We start from the raw sequence: 23,552 nt of genomic DNA, 5'->3' as shown, positions 1-23,552 counted from the left end.
ACTTTTTTGCAATTATTTTTGAGACGCCAAACGATTGCGCGAGCTTTTTTGTAATAAATTGGTTAGAATACGCGCCATCAAATGTGGAGACTGTTTTCTAATCAGAAAACACCCTGCAAAGGTCTTTACCAAAACTGGCCAATATTTTACCCCAAGAGGTAAAAACAAGTTCATTTTTGGCAAACATCTTTAACTCCGTGAATTTGAGGAAAATGGAAGCATGAATAACGCTCGTCCTATTCGCCGTGCGCTTATCAGCGTATCAGACAAAACAGGTATTGTTGAGTTTGCGCAAGCTCTTGCTGAGCGCGGTGTCGATATCCTATCTACTGGTGGTACAGCTCGCCTACTTGCCGAACAAGGCATCGCCGTAACCGAAGTCTCTGACTACACTGGTTTCCCAGAAATGATGGACGGCCGCGTTAAAACGCTTCACCCAAAAGTTCACGGTGGTGTGCTTGGTCGTCGTGGCCAAGATGATGACGTGATGGAAAAGCACGGCATCAACCCTATCGATATGGTTGTCGTAAACCTATACCCATTCGCAGAAACCGTTGCCAAAGAAGGCTGTACACTAGCCGACGCTGTTGAAAACATCGATATCGGCGGCCCAGCAATGGTTCGTTCTGCAGCGAAAAACCACAAAGACGTGACTATCGTTGTTAATGCAGGTGATTACGGCCGCGTAATTACAGAGATGGACGCAAACGACAAATCTCTCACTCTCGAAACTCGTTTCGACCTAGCTATCGCAGCATTCGAGCACACAGCATCTTACGACGGCATGATCGCAAACTACTTCGGCACTATGGTTCCATCTTACGGTGAGAACAAAGACGGTGATGAAGAGAGCAAATTCCCTCGTACGTTCAACCAACAGTTCGAGAAGAAGCAAGACATGCGCTACGGTGAGAACAGCCACCAAGCAGCCGCATTCTACGTTGAAGCAAACCAACAAGAAGCATCCGTTTCTACTGCTCGCCAAATCCAAGGTAAAGCCCTTTCTTACAACAACATCGCAGACACGGACGCAGCGCTTGAATGTGTGAAAGAGTTCAACGAGCCAGCATGTGTAATCGTAAAACACGCAAACCCATGCGGTGTTGCTCTAGGTAAAGACATCCTAGAAGCGTACAACCGTGCTTACCAAACTGACCCAACATCTGCATTCGGCGGCATCATTGCATTCAACCAAGAGCTAGATGCAGAAACGGCAACCGCTATTGTTGAGCGTCAATTCGTTGAAGTAATCATCGCACCTTCTGTTTCTGCAGAAGCGATTGAAGTGGTTGCCGCGAAGAAGAACGTGCGTCTACTTGAGTGTGGCGAATGGACAACTAAGACAACTGGCTTTGACGTGAAACGCGTGAATGGCGGTCTACTGGTTCAAGACCGTGACCAAGGCATGGTAAGCCTAGACGACCTAAAAGTGGTTTCTAAGCGCCAGCCAACAGAAGAAGAGCTGAAAGATGCACTGTTTTGCTGGAAAGTAGCGAAATACGTGAAATCTAACGCGATCGTTTACTCGAAAAGCGACATGACTATCGGTGTAGGTGCTGGCCAAATGAGCCGCGTTTACTCTGCGAAAATCGCGGGCATCAAAGCTGCAGACGAAGGTCTACAGGTTGAAGGTTGTGTAATGGCATCAGATGCATTCTTCCCATTCCGTGACGGTATCGACGCGGCTGCAGAAGCGGGCATCAAGTGTGTTATCCAACCAGGTGGTTCTATGCGTGATGACGAAGTTATTGCAGCAGCAGACGAACACGGCATGGCGATGATCTTTACCGGTATGCGTCACTTCCGCCACTAATTTAAAACACAGAATACAGAGCGGATGATAGCTCTTCTGTATTCTGTTAACGAAACGTTCTGTATTCTTATCACCACCGTGATAAAAAGGATTAAAAATGAATGTATTAATTATCGGTTCAGGTGGTCGTGAACATGCGCTAGGCTGGAAAGCGGCACAAAACCCAAATGTTGAGACTATCTTCGTTGCACCAGGCAACGCTGGTACGGCTCTAGAACCAAAACTAGAAAACGTAAACATCGATGTAGAAGACATCGCTGGCCTTGTTGCTTTCGCCAAAGAGAAGGCGATTGAACTGACTATCGTTGGCCCAGAAGCACCATTGGTTATTGGTGTGGTTGATGCTTTCCGCGAAGCAGGTTTGCCAATCTTCGGCCCGACCCAAGCAGCAGCACAGCTTGAAGGCTCTAAAGCATTTACTAAAGACTTCCTTGCTCGTCACCAAATCCCAACGGGTGCTTACGCGAACTTTACTGAAATCGAACCAGCACTTGCTTACGTACGTGAACAAGGTGCACCGATTGTGGTGAAAGCAGATGGCCTTGCTGCTGGTAAAGGTGTGATTGTGGCAATGACGCTAGAAGAAGCAGAAGATGCAATCAAAGACATGCTCGCAGGTAACGCTTTTGGTGACGCTGGCAGCCGTGTAGTGATTGAAGAATTCCTGGACGGTGAAGAAGCAAGCTTCATCGTGATGGTTGATGGTGAGAACGTTCTGCCAATGGCCACCAGCCAAGATCACAAGCGCGTAGGCGACAAAGATACAGGCCCTAACACGGGTGGCATGGGGGCATACTCGCCTGCTCCAGTCGTGACACAGGAAATCCACAACCGCATCATGGAAGAAGTGATTTACCCAACCGTACGCGGCATGGCTTCTGAAGGTCATCCTTACACAGGTTTCCTATACGCAGGCCTAATGATCGACAAAGACGGTACACCTAAAGTGATTGAGTATAACTGTCGTTTTGGTGATCCAGAAACGCAACCGATCATGATGCGTATGCAATCCGATCTCGTTGATCTATGTTTAACTGCGATTGACCAAAAACTGGATCAAGTGGAATCAAAATGGGATCCACGAGCATCGATTGGTATCGTGCTAGCAGCCGGTGGTTATCCAGCAGCGTACAACAAAGGCGACGTTATTTCGGGTCTGCCACAAGTTGAAATTGAAGGCGAAAAAGTCTTCCATGCTGGTACAGATAACAAAGATGGCGACATCGTGACAAACGGTGGTCGTGTTCTTTGTGCAACCGCACTTGGCAACAGTGTATCAGAAGCGCAGCAGCGTGCTTACGAGCTTGCAAAACAGATCAGTTGGGATGGCATGTTCCATCGCAACGACATCGGCTACCGTGCAATTGCACGTGAGCAAGAAAAATAAAAACAACATAAGTTGGCTAAAAAACAAAAGGCGCACTCAGCGCCTTTTTTTATTGTTCTTGTTCGACAGAATTCGAAGCAATGTTTATTCAGAGATCAACTTTGGCCGAGAAACACAATCAAAGTCATCGTCATTGAGCATCAACAGTTCATCGACCATTGCTTTGTTTCGTGACTGCTTGCCGACAAAAGCCACATAACTGTCTACCGATGAGAGACGCTCGATAATAAATTTTGGCAGCGTCTGATTAAACTCGAGTGTCGAGAACACCTTACCTTTGCAGGTTTCAAACGATTGACCATTCCAATAACCTTGAATAAGGCTCTGATTGTTACGAGACTGCGCCTTAACCGATGCCACTACGTCATTCGCTTCTGCTTTGTAGCGCTCTAATTGGTCATGCTGGAGTGGTAAGACTTTACGGTTAACACGATATTGTTGGTAAACCGCTTCGCCATCTTTATTGAAACGGATGTGGATTTGAAAAGGCACCAACTCTTGTTTGGTATCAACTTGCTCGCCTTTTCGAATCAACTCTCGCAACTCACCTTCGTCCCAGCGATAATCACTCTGGAACCAACCATTGTCCCCCATAGTCACATAATCAGCCGCCGTACTCACACGAGTGAGTTTCTCTGTCATCCAGTACAAGCTGCTAGCATCTCCCGCAACTTTACCACCAGAAAAATGCGTGAATTGTTCTAAATTAGGAGTTTCAACCGATGAACAGCCAAAAAGGGTAAGGCTAGATAGGAGAAGTGAAGTGAGTAGATGTTTTTTCATGAAATTGCACCGAGGCAGGATACCTCGGTGCATTCTAACTTAGTTTACTGATTCTTTCAGCGCTTTACCTGCTACGAATGCTGGTACGTTAGCTGCTGCGATTTGAATCTCGTCACCAGTCTTAGGGTTACGACCAGTACGTGCAGCGCGGTGGTTTACTTTGAATGTACCAAAACCAATTAGTTGAACTTGGTCACCCTCTTTAAGTGCGCCAGTTACACCATCAAGAGTCGCTTCAAGAGCAGCTTTTGCTTGTGCTTTTGATAGGTCTGCTTTCTCTGCGATAAAGTCGATTAATTGGGTCTTGTTCATTAGGTTTCCCTTCTCATAGGTTATCGAATTCGTCTCACTCTAAAACATAAATGCCCCATCTGGCAAAGGTTTGTAAGCGATCTTTCGATTTTCTGACGTACTTTTAGCCATAATATGAGTAATAACTCACAATTTGTTACCACATACCCCCTGAAAACCCTTGCTTTCCAAGGTATTTGGACCAATTTATAAGTCACTTTTGCGGTTATAATAGCTGCAAATAACCACTATCAAACTACATTCAAGGGCAACTATGCTGCTGTTATCCATTTATATCTCTATTGCAATCGGCATTTCGTTTATCTGTTCGGTGCTGGAGGCGGTACTGCTGAGTATCAGTCCGAGCTACATTGCGCAGCTCAATCAACAGGGGCATCCCGCAGCTGGGCAATTGGCTAAGCTGAAATCAGATATCGACCGACCACTGGCATCTATTCTGACTTTAAACACCATCGCTCACACTATCGGCGCGGCCACTGCTGGTGCACAAGCTGCGGTTGTATTTGGTAGCGAAGCATTAGGTATCTTTTCGGCAGTGCTGACATTGGCGATCTTAGTGCTTTCAGAAATCGTACCGAAGACGATTGGCGCGACCTACTGGCGTCAGTTGGCACCCACTGCCGCGGTCGCATTGCGTTGGATGGTATGGGCGCTTACACCCTTTGTTTGGTTCTCAGAGCAAATCACCAAGCGTCTTGCTCGTAACCACGAAGCTCCAAAGATGCGTGATGAGCTGTCTGCAATGGCGATTCTGGCACGTGAAAGCGGTGAGTTTGCCGAGGGTGAATCAAAAATCTTAAGCAACTTGCTTGGCATCCAAGATGTACCCGTAACGCAGGTTATGACGCCACGACCAGTAGTATTCCGTGTCGATGCCACAATGACCATCAATGAGTTCCTAGAAAAACACAAAGATACGCCTTTCTCACGCCCATTGGTTTACAGCGAACAGAAAGATAACATCATTGGTTTTGTGCATCGCCTTGAGTTGTTCAAACTACAACAATCAGGTTGTGGACAGAAACAGTTGGGAGCAATCATGCGCCCAATTCAAGTGGTGCTAAACAATACCACTTTACCTAAAGTATTCGACCAGATGATGACTCATCGCTTACAGCTGGCACTTGTTGTTGATGAATACGGTACCGTGCTAGGTTTGGTAACGTTGGAAGATATTTTTGAACACCTCGTAGGCGAGGAGATCATCGACGAAGCAGATAAAAGCACTGACATGCAGGAGCTGGCTTACCAACGCTGGGAAAGCTGGAAAGAAATGCACGGCGTAATCGAAAGCCGCGATGACGATGAAGAAGATAACGAGCTGGAGAAGCAGGATAAAGAGCCAGAAGCTCAAGAGCCACCGAAACCCGACTCGAAAGAATCGTAATCAGCATTAGGTATAACAGCTTAAACGCACAAACAAAAAAGGCATCCAGTTAGGATGCCTTTTTCTATTTATTCAACAATTAAAGTGCAATACCGATGTTGCTCACACCTTCTTCACGTAGCTCTTCACGCAAATCTTTAATCAAGCTGATGTCACGTTCTACCGCTTCACGCAGCGGACGGAAGATAGCCCACTGGACGTCCCACTCTTCACATACGGCTTCGTTTTCTTTCTGGTTGTCGTTAGTGATTGGCTCTGCGCCTTGTGCTTGCTCTAGATCAGCAACGGTTTGTACCGACTGTTGACTCACTTTAAGCATTGAATCGAAAAGGTAATCGCGGTCCAATAGACCATGCAGTAACGTAGACAAACCCTGACACGCGTCCATCGCTGGGTAAACGCCGTAAAAATCGAACTCATCCGCACTTGGGAACAACTCTTCTAACTTCTCCAATTGACGTTCGAAGTTAATTTTCGCGTTCTTAACTGTCAAAATTTCCCATACACTATCAAGAATCGCTCGGTAAGCACGCGGGTCAGCAAATTCTGTATTCTCACAAAACATCGCATAGTTTGGATACATGCGTTCACACAGACACGCCATAAAGGTAATTTGTTGCCAAGGTTCTAGTTTTTCTAAACGAACCTGAAGAGGATTCTTAAGCATAGTCACTCAATCATTGAAGAAAAAAACAGCGAAAGTGTACTTGATTCATCACAGGGAAAAAAGTTAATGCCGCATTCAAATCAGATTTTCCTGCTCTCAGAGCATCGCGACACCTACAAAACGTTACTGGCAGAGAAAAATCTGCCCGATCTTTGCCTCACCGACCAACCAGAAGCCGCTCAGATCGTACTAGCGGATCCACCCTTACTATCACAAAGCTTAGACGAATTTTCACAGCTTGAATGGGTGCAATCCACGTTTGCTGGTGTCAACGCCTTAACATCCCCTAGCCTTCGTCAGGACTATACTCTAACTAACGTTCGAGGCATCTTTGGTCCACTGATTGCTGAATATGTTTTGGGTTACAGTATTGCCCATTACCGCCACTTTGCCCGATACCACCAGCAACAACAAAACAAACAATGGCAGCCTCACCTATACACGTCATTACAAAGTAAAACCATGGTAATTCTTGGTACCGGTAGCATTGGGGGCTATCTGGGCAACGCCGCTAAAGCAATGGGGATAAAAACTATCGGTATTAACCGCACAGGTATCCCGACTTCAGGCGGCGAGTTTCATCAGACCTTTCATATCAATGAACTAAGTAAGGCATTTGAGCAAGCCGACATCGTTGTGAATACTCTACCAAGTACACCTGAGACGCGACAGTTACTTAATCGTCAAACGCTCAGCCAACTAAATCAGGCGTTATTGTTTAACGTAGGTCGTGGCGACGTATTGGATGAGGCAGGGTTGCTCTTCGCTCTGAAAAACCGTTGGGTAGAACACGCCTTCTTAGATGTGTTTGAGCAAGAACCGTTATCGGTAGAGCATCCGTTTTGGAAACTACCGCAAGTCACCATCACTCCACACATTGCTGCGCTGAGTTTTCCCGAGCAAGTCATCGAGATTTTTGCTGACAACTATCTACGCTGGCGCGATGGGTTTTCATTAAATTATCAAGTGGATTTCGAAAAGGGTTACTGAGAATGTCGTTAGACGAGCTATTGCAGCAAGTGAGGGCCTGCCAGATATGCGCGGATAATTTACCTTTGGGCGCAAACCCTGTCGTACAAGCCGCAAAAGGGGCACGCATCCTAATCATCGGTCAGGCCCCTGGCACACGTGTACACAAAACCTCGATACCTTGGAATGACCCAAGTGGTGATCGATTACGCCAATGGCTCGATATCGACAAAGACGTTTTCTACGACCCAAATAAAATTGCCATTGTCCCAATGGGATTCTGTTATCCAGGCAAAGGGAACTCTGGGGATTTACCGCCTCGTAAAGAATGTGCGCCCACTTGGCATAAAAAGATTCTTGAGCAGCTGCCCAATATAGAGCTCACTCTACTAATTGGTCAGTACTCGCAGCAGTACTATCTCACCAACAAACCAAAGACGCTCACACAAACCGTTCAGCAATGGCAAGATTGGGAACCAGACTTTATCCCTCTCCCTCACCCATCTCCACGCAATACATTGTGGTTAAAGAAGAACCCTTGGTTTGAATCTGACGTCGTGCCATACCTTAAAAAACGCGTTCACTCGATGCTTTAGGTTACCCATGATCTAATTGCTTGTTTATCTGTACAAGAAAATTAGAACATAAAAGCAGAAATCATAAGTATTTGTTTATATTAAACTTTAATATCTAGTGTACAGCTAGAGTAGTAATTAGATCATGGTAGGCCAAATACTACTAGAGCTGTACAGCCTTGAGTCTCAGATAGGAAAAATGAATTTTAGGCAAAAAAATACCGGCACTGAATGCCGGCATTTGATTTCAAAAGATCTAACTTACTTGTGGTATGGCTTAGATAGCTCGTGTACCGCTTCCACAAATACGCCCGCGTTTTCTGGCGGCACATCCAAATGGATACCGTGACCTAGGTTGAACACATGACCAGTACCTGCATCACCAAAACCTTCTAGAATACCCGCGACTTCTTCACGGATACGCTCTGGTGAAGCGTAAAGCATTGATGGGTCCATGTTACCTTGCAGAGCCACTTTATCACCGATACGTGCTTTCGCGTCTGCAATGTTGATTGTCCAGTCTAGACCAACCGCATCACAGCCCGTTGCTGCGATTTGCTCAAGCCACATGCCGCCATTCTTAGTAAACAGTGTGACTGGCACGCGACGACCGTCGTTTTCACGAATCAGACCATCTACAATCTTGTGCATGTATTGCAGTGAGAACAGATTGTAATCACGAGGCGTTAGTACGCCACCCCATGTGTCAAATACCATTACCGATTGCGCACCCGCTTTAATTTGCGCGTTTAAGTACTCGATAACGCTGTCTGCCAGCTTATCTAGAAGTAGGTGCAGAGTTTGTGGTTCCGCGTACATCATCTTCTTGATCTTGGTAAACGCTTTAGAGCTACCACCTTCGATCATATACGTCGCAAGAGTCCAAGGACTACCAGAAAAACCAATCAGCGGCACTTCACCCTTCAGGTCTTTACGGATCTGGCGTACTGCGTTCATTACGTATTGCAGTTCACCTTCAGGATCTGGCAAACCAATTTTTTCCACGTCGGCTTTGCATGTAATTGGGTTATCAAAAACAGGTCCTTCACCCGCAGCAAAACGCAAACCAAGCCCCATTGCATCTGGAATCGTTAAGATGTCCGAGAATAAGATCGCGGCATCAAGAGGAAAACGGCGTAATGGTTGAAGTGTCACTTCGGATGCTAATTCTGCATTTCGACACAAAGACATGAAATCACCCGCTTCTGCACGAGTCGCTTTGTATTCTGGTAGGTAACGACCTGCCTGGCGCATCATCCATACTGGCGTGTAATCTACCGGCTCTTTTAAAAGCGCACGCAGATAACGATCATTTTTTAATTCAGTCATTCCGTAATTCCAACTGTTAGGCTTTCTGTGAAAGGGGGTATTCTATCACTGATTTAAGTCCAATAGCTGTGTGCTTTGCAACCTGGATCAAGTTATTAACTTTTAAATCAATGCTTAATTTGCACCCAATCGGTATCAGTGTTAAAAATTTGTTCGCTAGCGAAAACTACAATTATAAACTGAGTACTTAGTACTCAGCATCTCATAACGACATCTTACTTACCCCCTCCCTCTCGGAGGGTTTTTTTTATCTATTTATCAGATAATTAGTGTCTATATCTTTCAGCGTCTGCTCGATAAGTGCTCTTGCAATCGTTCCTTTAGGCGCAACAGGCGGCATCTCGTCGATACCAAACCATTGTGCATCAGACAGCTCAGTGTAGTCTGGACTTAACTCTCCCGATTCATAGTCAGCTAAAAACCCCATCATCATACTGGATGGGAAAGCCCAAGGCTGGCTGCCAAAGTAACGAATATTTTTAACGAGAATTCCCGTTTCTTCATGAATTTCTCGAGCCACGCACTCTTCTAAGGTCTCACCGACTTCAAGAAAACCCGCAATAACCGTATACATACCATTTCGATGCCTTGGATGTTGGGCTAATAAAATCTGATTTTCTTTACGTACAGCAACGATAATACACGGAAATATTCTAGGATAATGAAGGGTGCGACATTCACCACACTGCATGGCTAACTGGTTATTATTAAGAAAGTTCCTTCCTCCGCACTGTGGACAAAAGCGCAAACTTTGCGTCATGTGCCCATATTGCACAGCTTTACTTAACAACATAAATAATGGCTCAGGAAAATGCAGGCAGTCACGCAGGGATACTAAGGGTAGATCATGCTCTAAATCGGCCAAGTTAAGCCACAAGACGGGCGAACCAGAATACTCACCAATGGGTCTTGCACTCGTTACTGGCAGTGATAACTGCTCTGCAGACCCGAAGGGCACAGCACCATCCACCAGCCAAATTTCACTTCCTGCAACAACACACCAGTATGCATTTATCGCGCGGTTAACATCACCTTTTCTTAACATTACACCATCCCTTTGCTTGAAGTTCGTTCATTTTACTGGCAATCTAATTTCATACTAGAGTTTATCGTTAAGTAAATGTGCACTCTAAATTCTAGTAAGGACAAGAGTTTGTAATAACTTTACTAACTTTGCTTTGCAAAGGATACGTTCGCCGATGGGCGATCAGATCATGAGGGCATGGTCATGCTAAGAAAATTCAAACAAACACAAGACCAGTGGGGTGGCTCAAGTGATGTCATTGATCACTGGTTAGAGACACGACAATCCCTGATTGTTGAATATTGTAAGCTTGCAGCGCTGCAACCTTGTTCGAAAACCAATGTTATTGAACTCCCATCTCCTTCCGAACTGCAGGATTTCTGTCAGCACCTCGTTGATTACATCTCCGAAGGCCACTTTAAAATTTATGACATGGTTATGGACCGTTGGAAAGCAACCGGCTTTGTCGTGACTAATGAGATCAATCAAACCTATGGTCAAATTGTTCTAACGACTGAACCATTATTGAACTTTAACGATAAGTACTCAGAAGTGACTGAAGATGATGAATTAAATGATTTCGATTCTGATATGTGTCTCATTGGGGAAATTCTTGAGACTCGCTTTGAAGTCGAGGACTATTTGATACAGCAAATCGCAGAAAGCCTGTCTATGCCACCTGGAGCTTAGTATTTGCAAACATTCAGAAATAGAGTGAGAGAAAAGACTGACGATCATCGTCGGTCTTTTTTGTTTCTAGCTTTATCGAAAATCCCACCGGAAGAACAAAGTAGTATAAAAAACTAAAAAGGCACCCGAAGGTGCCTTTTTCTTAAGCTTTTAACGATTACTCGTTATATGACTTACTCTTCAGAAGAGAAACCAGCGTTTAGAAGTGCCGCTAGGTTATCCGTTGCTTGCTCAGCAGAAGGACCATCTTGCGCTTCAGAACGTTTAGCTTGACGCTCTTGGTGGTATGCGAAACCAGTACCAGCTGGGATCAGACGACCAACAATTACGTTCTCTTTCAGACCACGTAGGTCATCACGCTTACCAGAAACCGCAGCTTCTGTTAGTACGCGAGTTGTCTCCTGGAACGATGCCGCAGAGATGAACGACTCAGTCGCTAGAGATGCTTTAGTAATACCTAGTAGTTCACGTTCGAAACGTGCAGGCTCTTTGCCTTCAGCTTCTAGGTTACGGTTAGCAATCTTAACTTGTGAGTACTCAATCTGTTCACCAGGTAGGAACTCAGAGTCACCAGAGTGAGTAATAGTACACTTACGTAGCATCTGACGAACGATAGTTTCAATGTGCTTATCGTTAATCTTAACGCCTTGTAGACGGTAAACTTCCTGTACTTCGTTAGCAATGTACTGCGTTACCGCGTGTACGCCACGTAGACGTAGGATGTCATGTGGAGACTCTGGACCATCTGCGATCACATCACCACGTTCAACTTTTTCACCTTCGAATACGTTCAACTGACGATGCTTAGGAATCATCTCTTCGTAAGCTTCACCGCTTTCACGTGTGATCACTAGGCGACGTTTACCTTTCGTCTCTTTACCAAAGCTCACAGTACCTGTGTGCTCAGCAAGGATTGCAGGCTCTTTCGGCTTACGTGCTTCAAATAGGTCAGCAACTCGTGGAAGACCACCGGTGATATCTTTGTTACCGCCAGACTTCTGAGGAATACGAGCTAGTGTTGCACCAACACCTACTGCTGCGCCATCTTCGATGTTCACAATCGCTTTACCAGGTAGGAAGTAGTGAGCTGGCATATCAGTACCAGGGATCATTACATCGTTACCTTGCTCGTCAACAAGTTTGATAGCTGGACGCATATCTTTACCTGCTGAAGGGCGAGCTGCTGGGTCAGTTACTTCGCTTGAAGATAGACCAGTTAGGTCATCAGTTTGACGAGATACTGTTACGCCGTCGATCATATCTACGAACTGGATGCGACCTGCTACCTCAGTAATGATAGGTAGTGTGTGCGCTTCCCAGTTTGCAACTGTTTCGCCAGCTTGAACTGTATCACCATCGCCTTTGCTTAGTAGCGTACCGTAAGGCAGTTTGTGCTTCTCTTTAGTACGACCAAACTCATCAACGATAGTTAACTCTGTCGCACGAGAAGTGATAACGATCTTACCGTCATCAGCCAATACAGATTTAGCGTTGTGTAGCTTGATAGAACCGTTGTTCTTAACTTGAACACTGTTCTCTGCCGCTGCTGTCGATGCCGCACCACCGATGTGGAACGTACGCATCGTTAGCTGTGTACCTGGCTCACCGATAGACTGAGCAGCAATAACACCCACTGCTTCACCTTGGTTCACTAGGTGACCACGTGCTAGGTCACGACCGTAACATTGTGCACAACAACCGAAGTCAGAATCACACGTTACTACAGAGCGCACTTTCATGCTGTCTACTGAGTTCTCTTCCATGATTTGACACCACTTCTCATCGATCAGGGTGTTACGTGGAATAAGAACGTCTTCAGTGCCAGGTTTTAGTACGTCTTCAGCAACAACACGACCAAGAGCAAGCTCAGAAAGTGCAACTTTAACATCACCACCCTCGATGTGAGGCATCATGTCGACACCTTCGTGAGTGCCACAGTCATGTTCAGTTACAACAACGTCTTGAGCAACGTCTACTAGACGACGAGTTAGGTAACCCGAGTTCGCTGTTTTCAGTGCCGTATCCGCAAGACCCTTACGAGCACCGTGCGTTGAGATAAAGTACTGAAGTACGTTTAGACCTTCTTTAAAGTTCGCTGTGATCGGCGTTTCGATGATTGAACCATCTGGACGCGCCATCAGACCACGCATACCCGCAAGCTGACGAATCTGTGCTGCAGAACCACGAGCGCCCGAGTCCGCCATCATATAGATGCTGTTGAATGACTCTTGCTGTTCCTCTTCACCGTCACGGTTAACTACCGTTTCAGATGAAAGGTTTTCCATCATTGCTTTCGCAACACGGTCGTTGGTCGATGCCCAGATATCGATAACTTTGTTGTAGCGTTCGCCCGCAGTAACAAGACCTGATTGGTACTGTTCCTGGATTTCACGTACTTCTTCTTCCGCTTCTGCGATTTCAGTGTACTTAGCTGCTGGTACAACCATATCGTCGATACCAACAGATACACCAGAAAGTGCCGCGTATGCGAAACCTGTGTACATGATTTGGTCAGCGAAGATTACTGTGTCTTTCAGACCTAGTTTACGGTACGCCTCGTTAAGTAGGTTAGAGATTTGCTTCTTACCTAGCTTTTGGTTAACGATGCTGTACGGTAGACCAGCTGGCACGATTTGCCATAGCATTGCACGACCAACAGTGGTGTCTACCATCTTGGTTTCTGTAGTGCTGTTGCCGTCTTCGTCTACAACAGTTTCTGTAATACGTACTTTAACGCGTGCGTGAAGCTCAGCTTGTTTAGTGCGGTATGCTTTCTCAGCCTCTTCTGGGCCAGAAAGGTACATGCCTTCACCTTTCACGTTGATCTTTTCACGAGTCATGTAGTACAGACCCAATACAACGTCCTGAGAAGGTACGATGATCGGATCACCTGACGCTGGCGACAGAATGTTGTTTGTCGACATCATCAGAGTACGAGCTTCAAGCTGTGCCTCTAGAGTTAGAGGTACGTGAACCGCCATTTGGTCACCATCGAAGTCCGCGTTGTACGCCGCACATACAAGTGGGTGTAGCTGAATCGCTTTACCTTCGATCAGTACTGGTTCGAACGCCTGGATACCTAGACGGTGAAGTGTCGGTGCACGGTTCAATAGTACTGGGTGTTCACGGATTACTTCGTCTAGGATATCCCAAACGACCGCTTCTTCACGCTCTACCATTTTCTTAGCTGCTTTGATTGTAGTCGCAAGACCACGAGTCTCTAGCTTGCTGTAGATGAATGGTTTGAATAGCTCAAGTGCCATCTTCTTAGGAAGACCACACTGGTGTAGACGAAGGTATGGACCTACTGTGATTACAGAACGGCCAGAGTAGTCTACACGTTTACCTAGAAGGTTCTGACGGAAACGACCTTGTTTACCCTTGATCATATCAGCAAGAGATTTCAGAGGACGCTTGTTAGAACCTGTGATCGCACGACCACGACGACCGTTATCTAGTAGCGCATCAACAGACTCTTGCAGCATACGTTTTTCGTTACGCACGATGATGTCCGGAGCAGCTAGCTCTAGAAGACGCTTCAAACGGTTGTTACGGTTGATCACACGACGGTATAGATCGTTAAGATCAGAAGTCGCAAAGCGACCGCCATCTAGAGGTACTAGAGGACGTAGATCTGGCGGAAGTACTGGAAGTACAGTTAGGATCATCCACTCTGGGTTGTTACCCGATGCGATGAACGCTTCTACCAGCTTAAGACGCTTAGTTACTTTCTTACGCTTAGTTTCAGAGTTTGTTGTCTCTAACTCTTCACGCATTTGTTCTGCTTCAGCGTGCATATCCATAGAACCTAGTAGGTCCTTGATAGCTTCCGCACCCATCTTAGCAGTGAACTCGTCGCCCCACTCTTCTAGACGATCTAGATACTCTTCTTCAGTAAGCATCTGACCTTTTTCTAGATCAGTCATACCAGGCTCTGTTACTACGTACATTTCGAAGTACAGAACGCGTTCGATATCACGTAGAGGGATATCCATTAGTAGACCGATACGAGACGGTAGCGATTTTAGGAACCAGATGTGAGCTACTGGTGAAGCCAGTTCAATGTGGCCCATACGGTCACGACGAACTTTAGTTTGTGTAACTTCTACACCACACTTCTCACAGATAACACCACGGTGCTTCAGGCGCTTGTACTTACCACAAAGACATTCGTAGTCTTTAACTGGACCAAAGATACGCGCACAGAACAGACCATCGCGTTCAGGTTTGAACGTACGATAGTTGATCGTTTCAGGTTTTTTAACTTCACCGAAAGACCATGAACGGATCATGTCTGGTGAAGATAGACCGATTTTGATTGCATCAAATTCTTCGGTCTTATGCTGTGCTTTTAGAAAGTTTAATAAGTCTTTCACAATCAGCTCCTGTAAGGAGTTAAAAGGAGCTCACTCGCTAAAGTGAGCACCTTCTTCCAAATAATCGCTTTGATTCTCTCGACTTTCATCAAGAGAGAAAAGGATTACTCTTCGTCTTCTAGCTCGATGTTGATACCTAGCGAGCGGATCTCTTTCAACAGTACGTTGAACGATTCTGGCATGCCAGGTTCCATGCTGTGGTTACCGTCTACGATGTTCTTGTACATCTTAGTACGGCCGTTAACGTCATCCGACTTAACCGTTAGCATTTCTTGTAGCGTGTAAGCAGCACCGTATGCTTCTAGTGCCCATACTTCCATCTCACCGAAACGCTGACCACCGAACTGAGCTTTACCACCTAGTGGCTGCTGAGTTACCAGGCTGTACGAACCAGTTGAACGAGCGTGCATCTTGTCATCAACAAGGTGGTTCAGTTTCAGCATGTACATGTAACCAACAGTTACAGGACGCTCAAACGCATCACCTGTGCGACCATCAAACAGTGTTAACTGACCTGATGTTGGTAGATCTGCTAGCTCAAGAAGTGCTTTGATTGACTCTTCTGGAGCGCCATCAAATACAGGAGTCGCGATTGGTAGACCGCCACGCAAGTTCTTGATCAGAGTACGTACTTCATCATCAGATAGAGAAGCAATGTCTACTTTCTGGCGAGTGTCGCCTAGATCGTAAACTTTTTGTAGGAACTCGCGGAATTTCGCTAGTTCTTGCTGCTCTTTAACCATCTGGTTGATCTTGTCACCGATACCTTTCGCTGCCAGACCTAAGTGTACTTCTAGGATCTGACCGATGTTCATACGCGAAGGTACACCCAGTGGGTTAAGTACGATGTCTACAGGCTGACCTTTCTCATCGTATGGCATGTCTTCAACAGGGTTGATCTTAGAGATTACACCCTTGTTACCGTGACGACCCGCCATCTTATCACCAGGCTGAATGCGACGTTTAACCGCTAGGTAAACCTTAACGATCTTCAGGACGCCAGGTGCTAAATCATCACCTTGAGTGATCTTACGACGCTTAGTTTCGAACTTCTTATCGAAGTCAGCTTTTAGCTCATCCCACTGCTCAGCAAGTTGCTCAAGCTGAGTTTGTAGTGCGTCATCTTCTAGCGTTAGTTCTAGCCACTTCTTACGATCAGTTGTGTCTAGTTTCGCTTCAGAGTAACCGCCTTCAATCAATACAGCTTTAACACGGTTTAGAAGGCCGCCCTCAAGAATCTGGAATTCTTCAGTTAGGTCTTTCTTCGCTTCTTTAAGCTGCATCTGTTCGATTTCAAGCGCACGCTTGTCTTTCTCTACGCCATCGCGAGTAAAGACTTGAACGTCGATGATCGTACCTGATACAGAGTTAGGTACACGTAGTGAAGTATCTTTAACGTCAGATGCTTTTTCACCGAAGATTGCACGTAGTAGCTTCTCTTCAGGCGTTAGCTGAGTTTCACCTTTAGGTGTAACTTTACCAACTAGGATGTCGCCACCCTTAACTTCAGCACCGATGTAAACGATACCTGACTCGTCTAGTTTAGACAGAGCAGACTCACCTACGTTTGGAATATCCGCTGTGATCTCTTCAGAACCAAGCTTAGTATCACGCGCCACACAAGTCAGTTCTTGGATGTGGATAGTCGTGAAACGGTCTTCTTGAACTACGCGCTCAGATACTAAGATCGAGTCTTCGAAGTTGTAACCGTTCCAAGGCATGAACGCGATACGCATGTTTTGACCAAGCGCTAGTTCACCAAGGTCTGTTGAAGGACCATCAGCAAGAACGTCACCGCGTGATACAGGCTCACCTGGCATCACACATGGGCGCTGGTTAATACATGTGTTCTGGTTAGAACGTGTGTATTTAGTCAGGTTGTAGATGTCGATACCAGCTTCACCTGGTACTAGCTCTTCTTCGTTAACTTTAACAACGATACGAGAAGCATCTACTGACTGGATTACACCACCACGTTTAGCAACTGCAGTTACACCTGAGTCAACGGCTACGTTACGTTCAATACCAGTACCAACAAGCGGTTTGTCAGCTTTCAGTGTTGGAACTGCCTGACGTTGCATGTTCGCACCCATCAATGCACGGTTCGCATCATCGTGTTCTAGGAACGGGATAAGCGATGCAGCGATAGATACAACCTGGTTTGTCGCAACGTCCATGTACTGAGCGTGCTCACGAGGGTGTAGACCAGATTCACCTTTCTGACGAGCTGTGATCAGCTCATCTGCAAAAGTACCATCTTCGTTTAGCTTAGCGTTCGCCTGTGCGATAACGAATTGGCCTTCTTCGATTGCAGATAGGTAATCTACTTCGTCTGTTACTACGCCATCTACAACGCGACGGTATGGTGTCTCTAGGAAACCGTACTCGTTACAACGCGCAAACGCAGATAGAGAGTTGATCAGACCGATGTTTGGACCTTCAGGCGTTTCGATAGGACATAGACGACCGTAGTGAGTTACGTGTACGTCACGTACTTCGAAGCCAGCACGTTCACGAGTTAGACCGCCAGGACCCAATGCAGAAATACGACGCTTGTGCGTTACTTCTGATAGCGGGTTGTTTTGGTCCATGAACTGTGAAAGCTGTGAAGAGCCAAAGAATTCTTTAACTGCCGCAGAAATTGGCTTCGCGTTGATCAAGTCTTGAGGCATGATTGCGTCAAGATCGCCTAGGCTTAGACGCTCTTTAACTGCACGCTCAACACGTACTAGACCTACACGGAACTGGTTCTCAGCCATTTCGCCTACAGAACGGATACGACGGTTGCCTAAGTGGTCGATATCGTCCACTTCGCCCTTACCGTTACGGATCGCGATCAGCTTCTTCATCACTTCGATGATATCAGTTTCATCAAGTGTGCCTTGCTCTTGAGCATCTTCACGGCCGATAGAGCTGTTGAACTTCATACGACCAACAGTCGATAGATCGTAACGCTCTTCAGAGAAGAATAGGCTTTCGAATAGAGCTTCTGCAGCTTCTTTTGTTGGCGGCTCACCTGGGCGCATCATGCGGTAGATTTCTACCAATGCAGAAATACGATCAACCGTGCTGTCGATACGTAGTGTTTCTGACATGAATGGACCGTGGTCTAGATCGTTCGTGAATAGAACTTCTAGCGCTTTGTGGCCAGCCTGAGATAGGTTCGCTAGTGCTTCCAGGCTGATTTCCTGGTTAGCGTTAACAATGATCTCGCCTGTTGCTTCATTGATGTAATCTTTTGATGCAACTTTACCTACGATGTACTCAACTGGTACTTCGATGTGATCAACACCATCTTTTTCTAGTTGGCGGATATGACGAGCTGTTACGCGACGACCTTGCTCAACGTAAACTTTACCATTTGCTTCGATGTCGAATGACGCAGTTTCACCACGTAGACGATCCGGAACCAACTCCATCAATAGAGTTTGGTCTTTCACTTCGAAGTTCACTTTCTCGAAGAAGATATCTAGGATTTCTTCTGTCGACTTACCTAGTGCTCGAAGGATGATCGATGCTGGTAGCTTACGACGGCGGTCGATACGAACGTACAAGTTATCCTTAGGATCAAACTCGAAATCAAGCCATGAACCACGGTAAGGAATAACACGTGCGTTGTATAAAACTTTACCTGAAGAGTGGGTCTTACCCTTATCGCTGTCGAAGAACACGCCTGGGCTTCGGTGCAGCTGGGATACGATAACCCTCTCGGTACCGTTGATTACGAAGGTACCATTGTCTGTCATGAGTGGAATTTCACCCATGTAGACTTCTTGTTCTTTAATGTCTTTTACAGTACCTGCTGGCGCGTCTTTATCAAAGATAACTAGGCGTAGTTTTACACGTAGTGGCTTTGAGTAAGTTACACCGCGGATTTGACATTCTTTAACGTCAAAAACTGGCTCACCAAGACGGTAGCTAACGTATTGCAGCTCAGAATTGCCGTTGTAGCTCTGAATCGGGAATACAGAACGGAAAGCGGCTTCAAGACCGTATTGACCTTCAGGATCCTGTTCGATAAATTTGTCGAACGAATCGAGCTGGATCGATAGCAGGTATGGAATGTCCAAAACTTGTGGACGAGTACCAAAGTCCTTACGGATGCGCTTTTTCTCGGTATAAGAGTAAACCATGGGGTTCCTCAGCTCGCTGATAAGTGACCCAAACTGTCCGCCCGCTCCTAGTTACTTAAGGGGGGGTAAGGGACAGTGACTAATATAGCTGTTTACTGTAGTGACATTTCATTTCGTAAGAATGAAATGTTTTTTGCATGGATATCAGGCGCTTAAACAGCGGGAAAATTCGCCTATACCCTACAGCGCAAAAAGGCCGGTGGTTAAAAAACCACCAGCCAATTAGCCGTTAGGCTAAGAAACTATGCAATAATTACTTAACAGCAACAGTTGCACCAGCTTCTTCTAGCTGAGCTTTAAGAGCTTCAGCTTCTGCTTTCTCAACACCTTCTTTAAGAGGTGCTGGAGCGCCGTCTACTAGAGCTTTAGCTTCTTTAAGACCTAGGCCAGTTGCGCCACGTACTGCTTTGATTACAGCAACTTTGTTACCGCCAGCAGCTTCTAGGATTACGTCGAATTCAGTTTGCTCAGCAGCAGCTTCGCCTGCAGCAGCGCCGCCAGCTACAACAGCAGCAGCAGCAGAAACACCGAATTTCTCTTCCATTGCTTCGATTAGTTCAACAACTTGCATTACAGACATTTCTGCAACTGCGTCTAGGATTTGCTCGTTAGTAATAGACATAACAATTCTCTTTTAAGTCAACAATAAGTTTATTAAGCAACCAGTAAAAAGCAAGGCTTATGCCGCTGCTTCTTGTTTTTGATCGCGGATAGCTGCGATAGTACGCGCCAGCTTGCCAGCCGAAGCTTCTTTCATGCACATCATTAGGCGTGCAATTGCTTCGTCGTAAGTTGGTAGTGTTGCTAGTACTTCAGCGTCAGTTAAAGCGCCTTCAAATGCAGCAGCTTTGATCTCGAAATCTTTGTTCTCTTTAGCGAAGTCTTTGAAAAGACGCGCTGCAGCACCTGGGTGCTCATTAGAGAATGCGATTAGAGTAGGACCAGTGAAAGTGTCAGTTAGACACTCGTACTCAGTACCTTCAACCGCACGACGAGCAAGAGTGTTACGAACAACTCTCATGTAAACGCCAGCTTCACGAGCCTGTTTACGTAGAGAAGTCATCGCGCCAACTTGAACGCCACGAGAATCAGCTACAACTGCAGAAAGTGCACCACTGGCAGCTTCGTTGACTTCAGCAACAATTGCTTTTTTGTCTTGAAGGTTTAAAGCCATCTTGGATTTACTCCTGGTTGTCGTTACACCACTCACTATCATCACGACAGTGAGAGCTATTGAGGTGCTTCCCCAGAAGAAAGTTAACTATATTACATAGAGCTTTCTGTCAGTTCGGGCACCATCTACGTAGGATAATTAAGTTTGCTTTTACACAAACACCTACGGTCTTGGACGGAGACTGGGTCTTAATTCATTTCGAACTAGGAGACAGTTCAAAGAACCAAAGTTCAGCCCCAACCACAAATATTAGGCGCAAAATTATACACTAATTTTGCGCCTAAGCAAATAAATTATGCTTGAGTGTTCAGGCTAGCCTGATCAACAGCAACACCAGCACCCATAGTAGTAGAGATGCTTACTTTCTTCAGGAAAGTACCTTTCGCTGAAGATGGCTTAGCTTTCTTCAGAGCAACTAGAAGTGCTTCTAGGTTCTCTTTGATCTGCTCAGCAGAGAAGTTTGCTTTACCGATAGTAGTGTGGATGATGCCGTTTTTGTCGTTACGGTAACGAACCTGACCAGCTTTAGCGTTTTTAACTGCTTCAGCAACGTTAGGAGTTACAGTACCAACTTTAGGGTTTGGCATAAGACCGCGAGGACCTAGGATAGTACCTAGTTGACCTACAACGCGCATTGCATCTGGAGAAGCAACAACTACGTCAAAGTTCATTTCGCCTTTCTTAACTTGCTCAGCAAGATCTTCCATACCTACGATGTCTGCGCCAGCTTCTTTAGCTGCTTCAGCGTTAGCACCTTGAGTGAACACTGCAACGCGGATTTCGCGGCCAGTACCGTGAGGTAGTACAGTTGCACCACGTACGTTCTGGTCAGATTTACGAGCATCAATGCCTAGGTTAACAGCAACGTCTACAGACTCAACGAATTTAGCAGTCGCTAGTTCTTGAAGAAGAGCAACAGCTTCGTTGATTTCGTATTCTTTAGTTACGTCAACTTTTTCGCGGATTACGCGCATGCGCTTAGTTAGTTTTGCCATCTTATTAACCCTCTACCACTAGGCCCATTGAACGAGCAGTACCAGCGATAGAACGCTTCATCGCTTCGATGTCAGCACCAGTCATATCAGCAGCTTTAGTTTCTGCGATTTCTTGGATTTGAGCGTCAGTTACAGTACCAACTTTTTCAGTGTTTGGACGACCTGAACCAGACTTAACGCCAGCAGCTTTCTTAAGAAGAACAGCAGCAGGTGGAGTCTTAGTTACGAACGTGAAAGAACGGTCGCTGTATACTGTGATAACTACTGGAGTTGGTAGACCTTTCTCAATAGATTCTGTTTTTGCGTTGAACGCTTTACAGAATTCCATGATGTTCACACCGTGTTGACCTAGTGCAGGACCTACTGGTGGACTAGGGTTAGCCATACCAGCAGCAACTTGTAGCTTGATGTAAGCTTCAACTTTCTTAGCCATGATAATTCCTAAGTTTGGGTACAAACGCTAATCGCGGATCAGCTCCCCGTTTGTGTAAGAAACTTTTTACTTCACTTGAAGTAAAAAGGCGCGAAATTATAGTCATAATCCGCGCCTTATACAACCCTAAAAAGGTGATTTTTTATACTCTTTAACGAAGAGTCTTAGTCCAGCTTTTCAACCTGACCAAATTCAAGCTCAACTGGTGTCGCACGACCAAAGATCGATACAGACACTTTCAGGCGGCTCTTCTCGTAATCCACTTCTTCAACAGTACCGTTGAAGTCAGCAAATGGACCTTCGTTAACACGTACCACTTCACCCGCTTCGTACATTGTACGCGGACGAGGCGCTTCACTCGCTTTCTCAAGACGATTAAGAATCGCGTCAGCCTCTTTATCCGTGATAGGTGCCGGACGGTCTGAGGTACCACCAATGAAGCCCATGACACGCGGCACACTGCGTACTAGGTGCCATGATTCATCGTTCATAATCATCTGAACAAGGACGTAACCTGGGAAGAACTTACGCTCAGATTTGCGACGCTGACCCGCGCGCATTTCCACTACTTCTTCAGTAGGAACCAGTACTTCACCGAATAGCTCTTCCATGCCGTGCATTTTGATATGCTCGCGCAGAGATTGAGCTACACGACCTTCAAATCCAGAGAAGGCTTGAACCACATACCAGCGTTTTTTTGGAGCTTCACTCATGAATAAAAACCCTCTATACCCCAGTTGCTAGAGCTACTAGACGAACCATAATTCCGTCAATACCCCATAGCACTAGAGCCATTACAATACTTACAGCTAAAACGATCAGTGTTGTTTGCATGGTTTCTTGGCGAGTAGGCCAAACAACTTTACGTACTTCCATACGAGATTCTTTTGCAAAACTGATCGCTGCTTTACCTTTAGTCGTTGTTGCTGCAACGCCTAAGGCAGCTGCAATAAGAACAACAACGCCTGCAGCACGAACCACTACAGACATTTCACCATACAGGTAATTACCCACAACAGCGGCAGCTGCCAATACGAAAGCGGCTACCCACTTAAACGTATCTGCTGCGTTTGAGCTATCAGGAGTTTCAGCATTATTTGCTTTCATAAAACCAACCTGTTACAAGTCTTAATATAGACGACAACAACCCCGCTGTTGCAGGGCAAACTCCATATCGCTGAAAAAATCAGCGTACTCTTCTTAAGATTAAGCCTCTTTGCTTAATCTTGCTCTGCGCCCAACCCACTTCTGAACAAGAAAACAGCAAAAATAATGTTGAGTGCAGAAAAAGGGCATCAAATGATGCCCTTTTTGCTACTGGTTCGTCAAATCTAATTCAAGATTTTCCGAAAGCATCGCTAATTCGCTATGAATTAGTCGAAGATCTTAGCAACAACACCAGCACCTACTGTACGGCCACCTTCACGAATCGCGAAACGTAGACCTTCGTCCATTGCGATTGGTGCGATTAGCTCTACAGTCATCTGTACGTTGTCGCCTGGCAT

Annotated in this window: 19 protein-coding genes and 1 pseudogene; 6 read left to right on the top strand and 14 right to left on the bottom strand. The window is 45.8% G+C overall.

All coding sequences use genetic code 11. The annotated features are described in order from the left end of the window. Positions 1–220 precede the first annotated feature (220 nt). A complete protein-coding gene (gene purH / locus R7Z41_RS22225; protein ID WP_206971067.1) occupies positions 221–1,813 on the top strand; it encodes a bifunctional phosphoribosylaminoimidazolecarboxamide formyltransferase/IMP cyclohydrolase in 1,593 nt (530 codons plus the stop codon). Between the two features lie 97 nt (positions 1,814–1,910). Next, positions 1,911–3,200 carry a phosphoribosylamine--glycine ligase gene (gene purD / locus R7Z41_RS22220; RefSeq protein ID WP_053303481.1) on the top strand — a complete coding sequence of 430 codons (1,290 nt, stop codon included), beginning with the start codon at positions 1,911–1,913 and terminating at the stop codon, positions 3,198–3,200. Positions 3,201–3,284: 84 nt separating this feature from the next. On the opposite strand, the gene R7Z41_RS22215 is transcribed toward purD, so the two are convergent. Further along, positions 3,285–3,983, bottom strand: coding sequence for a DUF1481 domain-containing protein (locus tag R7Z41_RS22215; RefSeq protein WP_053303483.1), 699 nt, complete (start codon positions 3,981–3,983; stop codon positions 3,285–3,287). Positions 3,984–4,022: 39 nt separating this feature from the next. After that, positions 4,023–4,295, bottom strand: a complete 273-nt coding sequence (hupA, locus tag R7Z41_RS22210) for a nucleoid-associated protein HU-alpha (protein ID WP_005382524.1) — start codon at positions 4,293–4,295, stop codon at positions 4,023–4,025. 253 nt (positions 4,296–4,548) lie between these two features. On the opposite strand from hupA, the gene R7Z41_RS22205 reads away from it, so the two are divergent. Then, positions 4,549–5,682, top strand: a complete 1,134-nt coding sequence (locus tag R7Z41_RS22205; protein ID WP_065275607.1) for a hemolysin family protein — start codon at positions 4,549–4,551, stop codon at positions 5,680–5,682. Between the two features lie 79 nt (positions 5,683–5,761). Here the strand turns inward: R7Z41_RS22205 and R7Z41_RS22200 are convergent, their stop codons facing one another. Then, on the bottom strand, positions 5,762–6,349 hold the full coding sequence (locus R7Z41_RS22200; RefSeq protein ID WP_005382520.1) for a YjaG family protein: 588 nt from the start codon (positions 6,347–6,349) through the stop codon (positions 5,762–5,764). A gap of 66 nt (positions 6,350–6,415) precedes the next feature. On the opposite strand from R7Z41_RS22200, the gene R7Z41_RS22195 reads away from it, so the two are divergent. Both R7Z41_RS22195 and R7Z41_RS22190 read left to right on the top strand, forming a co-directional pair. Beyond that, positions 6,416–7,339, top strand: a complete 924-nt coding sequence (locus tag R7Z41_RS22195) for a D-2-hydroxyacid dehydrogenase (RefSeq protein WP_053350802.1) — start codon at positions 6,416–6,418, stop codon at positions 7,337–7,339. A gap of 2 nt (positions 7,340–7,341) precedes the next feature. Continuing rightward, on the top strand, positions 7,342–7,914 hold the full coding sequence (locus R7Z41_RS22190; protein WP_005382518.1) for a uracil-DNA glycosylase family protein: 573 nt from the start codon (positions 7,342–7,344) through the stop codon (positions 7,912–7,914). A gap of 240 nt (positions 7,915–8,154) precedes the next feature. On the opposite strand, the gene hemE is transcribed toward R7Z41_RS22190, so the two are convergent. After that, positions 8,155–9,222 carry a uroporphyrinogen decarboxylase gene (gene hemE, locus R7Z41_RS22185; RefSeq protein ID WP_005384692.1) on the bottom strand — a complete coding sequence of 356 codons (1,068 nt, stop codon included), beginning with the start codon at positions 9,220–9,222 and terminating at the stop codon, positions 8,155–8,157. Between the two features lie 247 nt (positions 9,223–9,469). Further along, a complete protein-coding gene (gene nudC / locus R7Z41_RS22180; RefSeq protein WP_053350803.1) occupies positions 9,470–10,267 on the bottom strand; it encodes an NAD(+) diphosphatase in 798 nt (265 codons plus the stop codon). Positions 10,268–10,444: 177 nt separating this feature from the next. Between nudC and R7Z41_RS22175 the strand changes: the two genes are divergently transcribed. After that, positions 10,445–10,936 (top strand): Rsd/AlgQ family anti-sigma factor, encoded by a 492-nt coding sequence (locus R7Z41_RS22175; protein ID WP_005382515.1) that lies wholly within the window; start codon positions 10,445–10,447, stop codon positions 10,934–10,936. A 173-nt stretch (positions 10,937–11,109) separates the two neighbouring features. Here the strand turns inward: R7Z41_RS22175 and rpoC are convergent, their stop codons facing one another. The 9 genes and pseudogenes from rpoC to tuf all read right to left on the bottom strand — a co-directional run. Then, on the bottom strand, positions 11,110–15,312 hold the full coding sequence (rpoC, locus tag R7Z41_RS22170; protein ID WP_005382514.1) for a DNA-directed RNA polymerase subunit beta': 4,203 nt from the start codon (positions 15,310–15,312) through the stop codon (positions 11,110–11,112). Positions 15,313–15,416: 104 nt separating this feature from the next. Continuing rightward, positions 15,417–19,445, bottom strand: coding sequence for a DNA-directed RNA polymerase subunit beta (gene rpoB, locus R7Z41_RS22165; protein ID WP_005384685.1), 4,029 nt, complete (start codon positions 19,443–19,445; stop codon positions 15,417–15,419). Between the two features lie 253 nt (positions 19,446–19,698). Continuing rightward, positions 19,699–20,067, bottom strand: coding sequence for a 50S ribosomal protein L7/L12 (gene rplL, locus R7Z41_RS22160; RefSeq protein ID WP_005382540.1), 369 nt, complete (start codon positions 20,065–20,067; stop codon positions 19,699–19,701). A 57-nt stretch (positions 20,068–20,124) separates the two neighbouring features. Beyond that, positions 20,125–20,619 (bottom strand): 50S ribosomal protein L10, encoded by a 495-nt coding sequence (gene rplJ / locus R7Z41_RS22155; RefSeq protein ID WP_005382538.1) that lies wholly within the window; start codon positions 20,617–20,619, stop codon positions 20,125–20,127. Between the two features lie 293 nt (positions 20,620–20,912). Continuing rightward, positions 20,913–21,614: a 50S ribosomal protein L1 gene (rplA, locus tag R7Z41_RS22150; RefSeq protein WP_005384683.1), complete on the bottom strand. Its 702-nt coding sequence runs from the start codon at positions 21,612–21,614 to the stop codon at positions 20,913–20,915. A gap of 4 nt (positions 21,615–21,618) precedes the next feature. Next, positions 21,619–22,047: a 50S ribosomal protein L11 gene (gene rplK, locus R7Z41_RS22145; RefSeq protein ID WP_005384682.1), complete on the bottom strand. Its 429-nt coding sequence runs from the start codon at positions 22,045–22,047 to the stop codon at positions 21,619–21,621. 164 nt (positions 22,048–22,211) lie between these two features. Continuing rightward, entirely contained in the window at positions 22,212–22,760 is a 549-nt protein-coding gene (gene nusG, locus R7Z41_RS22140) for a transcription termination/antitermination protein NusG (protein ID WP_005384681.1), read from the bottom strand. A gap of 13 nt (positions 22,761–22,773) precedes the next feature. Next, positions 22,774–23,154 carry a preprotein translocase subunit SecE gene (gene secE / locus R7Z41_RS22135; RefSeq protein WP_005384680.1) on the bottom strand — a complete coding sequence of 127 codons (381 nt, stop codon included), beginning with the start codon at positions 23,152–23,154 and terminating at the stop codon, positions 22,774–22,776. A 266-nt stretch (positions 23,155–23,420) separates the two neighbouring features. After that, positions 23,421–23,552, bottom strand: a pseudogene (gene tuf / locus R7Z41_RS22130) (elongation factor Tu); the annotation flags it as partial.

Origin of the sequence: Vibrio sp. 1457 (assembly GCF_033340195.1) — a bacterium.
Classification (GTDB): domain Bacteria; phylum Pseudomonadota; class Gammaproteobacteria; order Enterobacterales; family Vibrionaceae; genus Vibrio; species Vibrio alginolyticus.
This window is presented reverse-complemented; position numbering and strand designations above follow the sequence as displayed.

Bases quoted from the DNA above. Each gene is read 5' to 3' on its own strand.
- purH (WP_206971067.1), top strand. From the start codon at position 221: ATGAATAACGCTCGTCCTATTCGCCGTGCGCTTATCAGCGTATCAGAC.
- purD (WP_053303481.1), top strand. From the start codon at position 1,911: ATGAATGTATTAATTATCGGTTCAGGTGGTCGTGAACATGCGCTAGGC.
- R7Z41_RS22215 (WP_053303483.1), bottom strand. From the start codon at position 3,983: ATGAAAAAACATCTACTCACTTCACTTCTCCTATCTAGCCTTACCCTT.
- hupA (WP_005382524.1), bottom strand. From the start codon at position 4,295: ATGAACAAGACCCAATTAATCGACTTTATCGCAGAGAAAGCAGACCTA.
- R7Z41_RS22205 (WP_065275607.1), top strand. From the start codon at position 4,549: ATGCTGCTGTTATCCATTTATATCTCTATTGCAATCGGCATTTCGTTT.
- R7Z41_RS22200 (WP_005382520.1), bottom strand. From the start codon at position 6,349: ATGCTTAAGAATCCTCTTCAGGTTCGTTTAGAAAAACTAGAACCTTGG.
- R7Z41_RS22195 (WP_053350802.1), top strand. From the start codon at position 6,416: ATGCCGCATTCAAATCAGATTTTCCTGCTCTCAGAGCATCGCGACACC.
- R7Z41_RS22190 (WP_005382518.1), top strand. From the start codon at position 7,342: ATGTCGTTAGACGAGCTATTGCAGCAAGTGAGGGCCTGCCAGATATGC.
- hemE (WP_005384692.1), bottom strand. From the start codon at position 9,222: ATGACTGAATTAAAAAATGATCGTTATCTGCGTGCGCTTTTAAAAGAG.
- nudC (WP_053350803.1), bottom strand. From the start codon at position 10,267: ATGTTAAGAAAAGGTGATGTTAACCGCGCGATAAATGCATACTGGTGT.
- R7Z41_RS22175 (WP_005382515.1), top strand. From the start codon at position 10,445: ATGGTCATGCTAAGAAAATTCAAACAAACACAAGACCAGTGGGGTGGC.
- rpoB (WP_005384685.1), bottom strand. From the start codon at position 19,445: ATGGTTTACTCTTATACCGAGAAAAAGCGCATCCGTAAGGACTTTGGT.
- rplL (WP_005382540.1), bottom strand. From the start codon at position 20,067: ATGTCTATTACTAACGAGCAAATCCTAGACGCAGTTGCAGAAATGTCT.
- rplJ (WP_005382538.1), bottom strand. From the start codon at position 20,619: ATGGCTTTAAACCTTCAAGACAAAAAAGCAATTGTTGCTGAAGTCAAC.
- rplA (WP_005384683.1), bottom strand. From the start codon at position 21,614: ATGGCAAAACTAACTAAGCGCATGCGCGTAATCCGCGAAAAAGTTGAC.
- rplK (WP_005384682.1), bottom strand. From the start codon at position 22,047: ATGGCTAAGAAAGTTGAAGCTTACATCAAGCTACAAGTTGCTGCTGGT.
- nusG (WP_005384681.1), bottom strand. From the start codon at position 22,760: ATGAGTGAAGCTCCAAAAAAACGCTGGTATGTGGTTCAAGCCTTCTCT.
- secE (WP_005384680.1), bottom strand. From the start codon at position 23,154: ATGAAAGCAAATAATGCTGAAACTCCTGATAGCTCAAACGCAGCAGAT.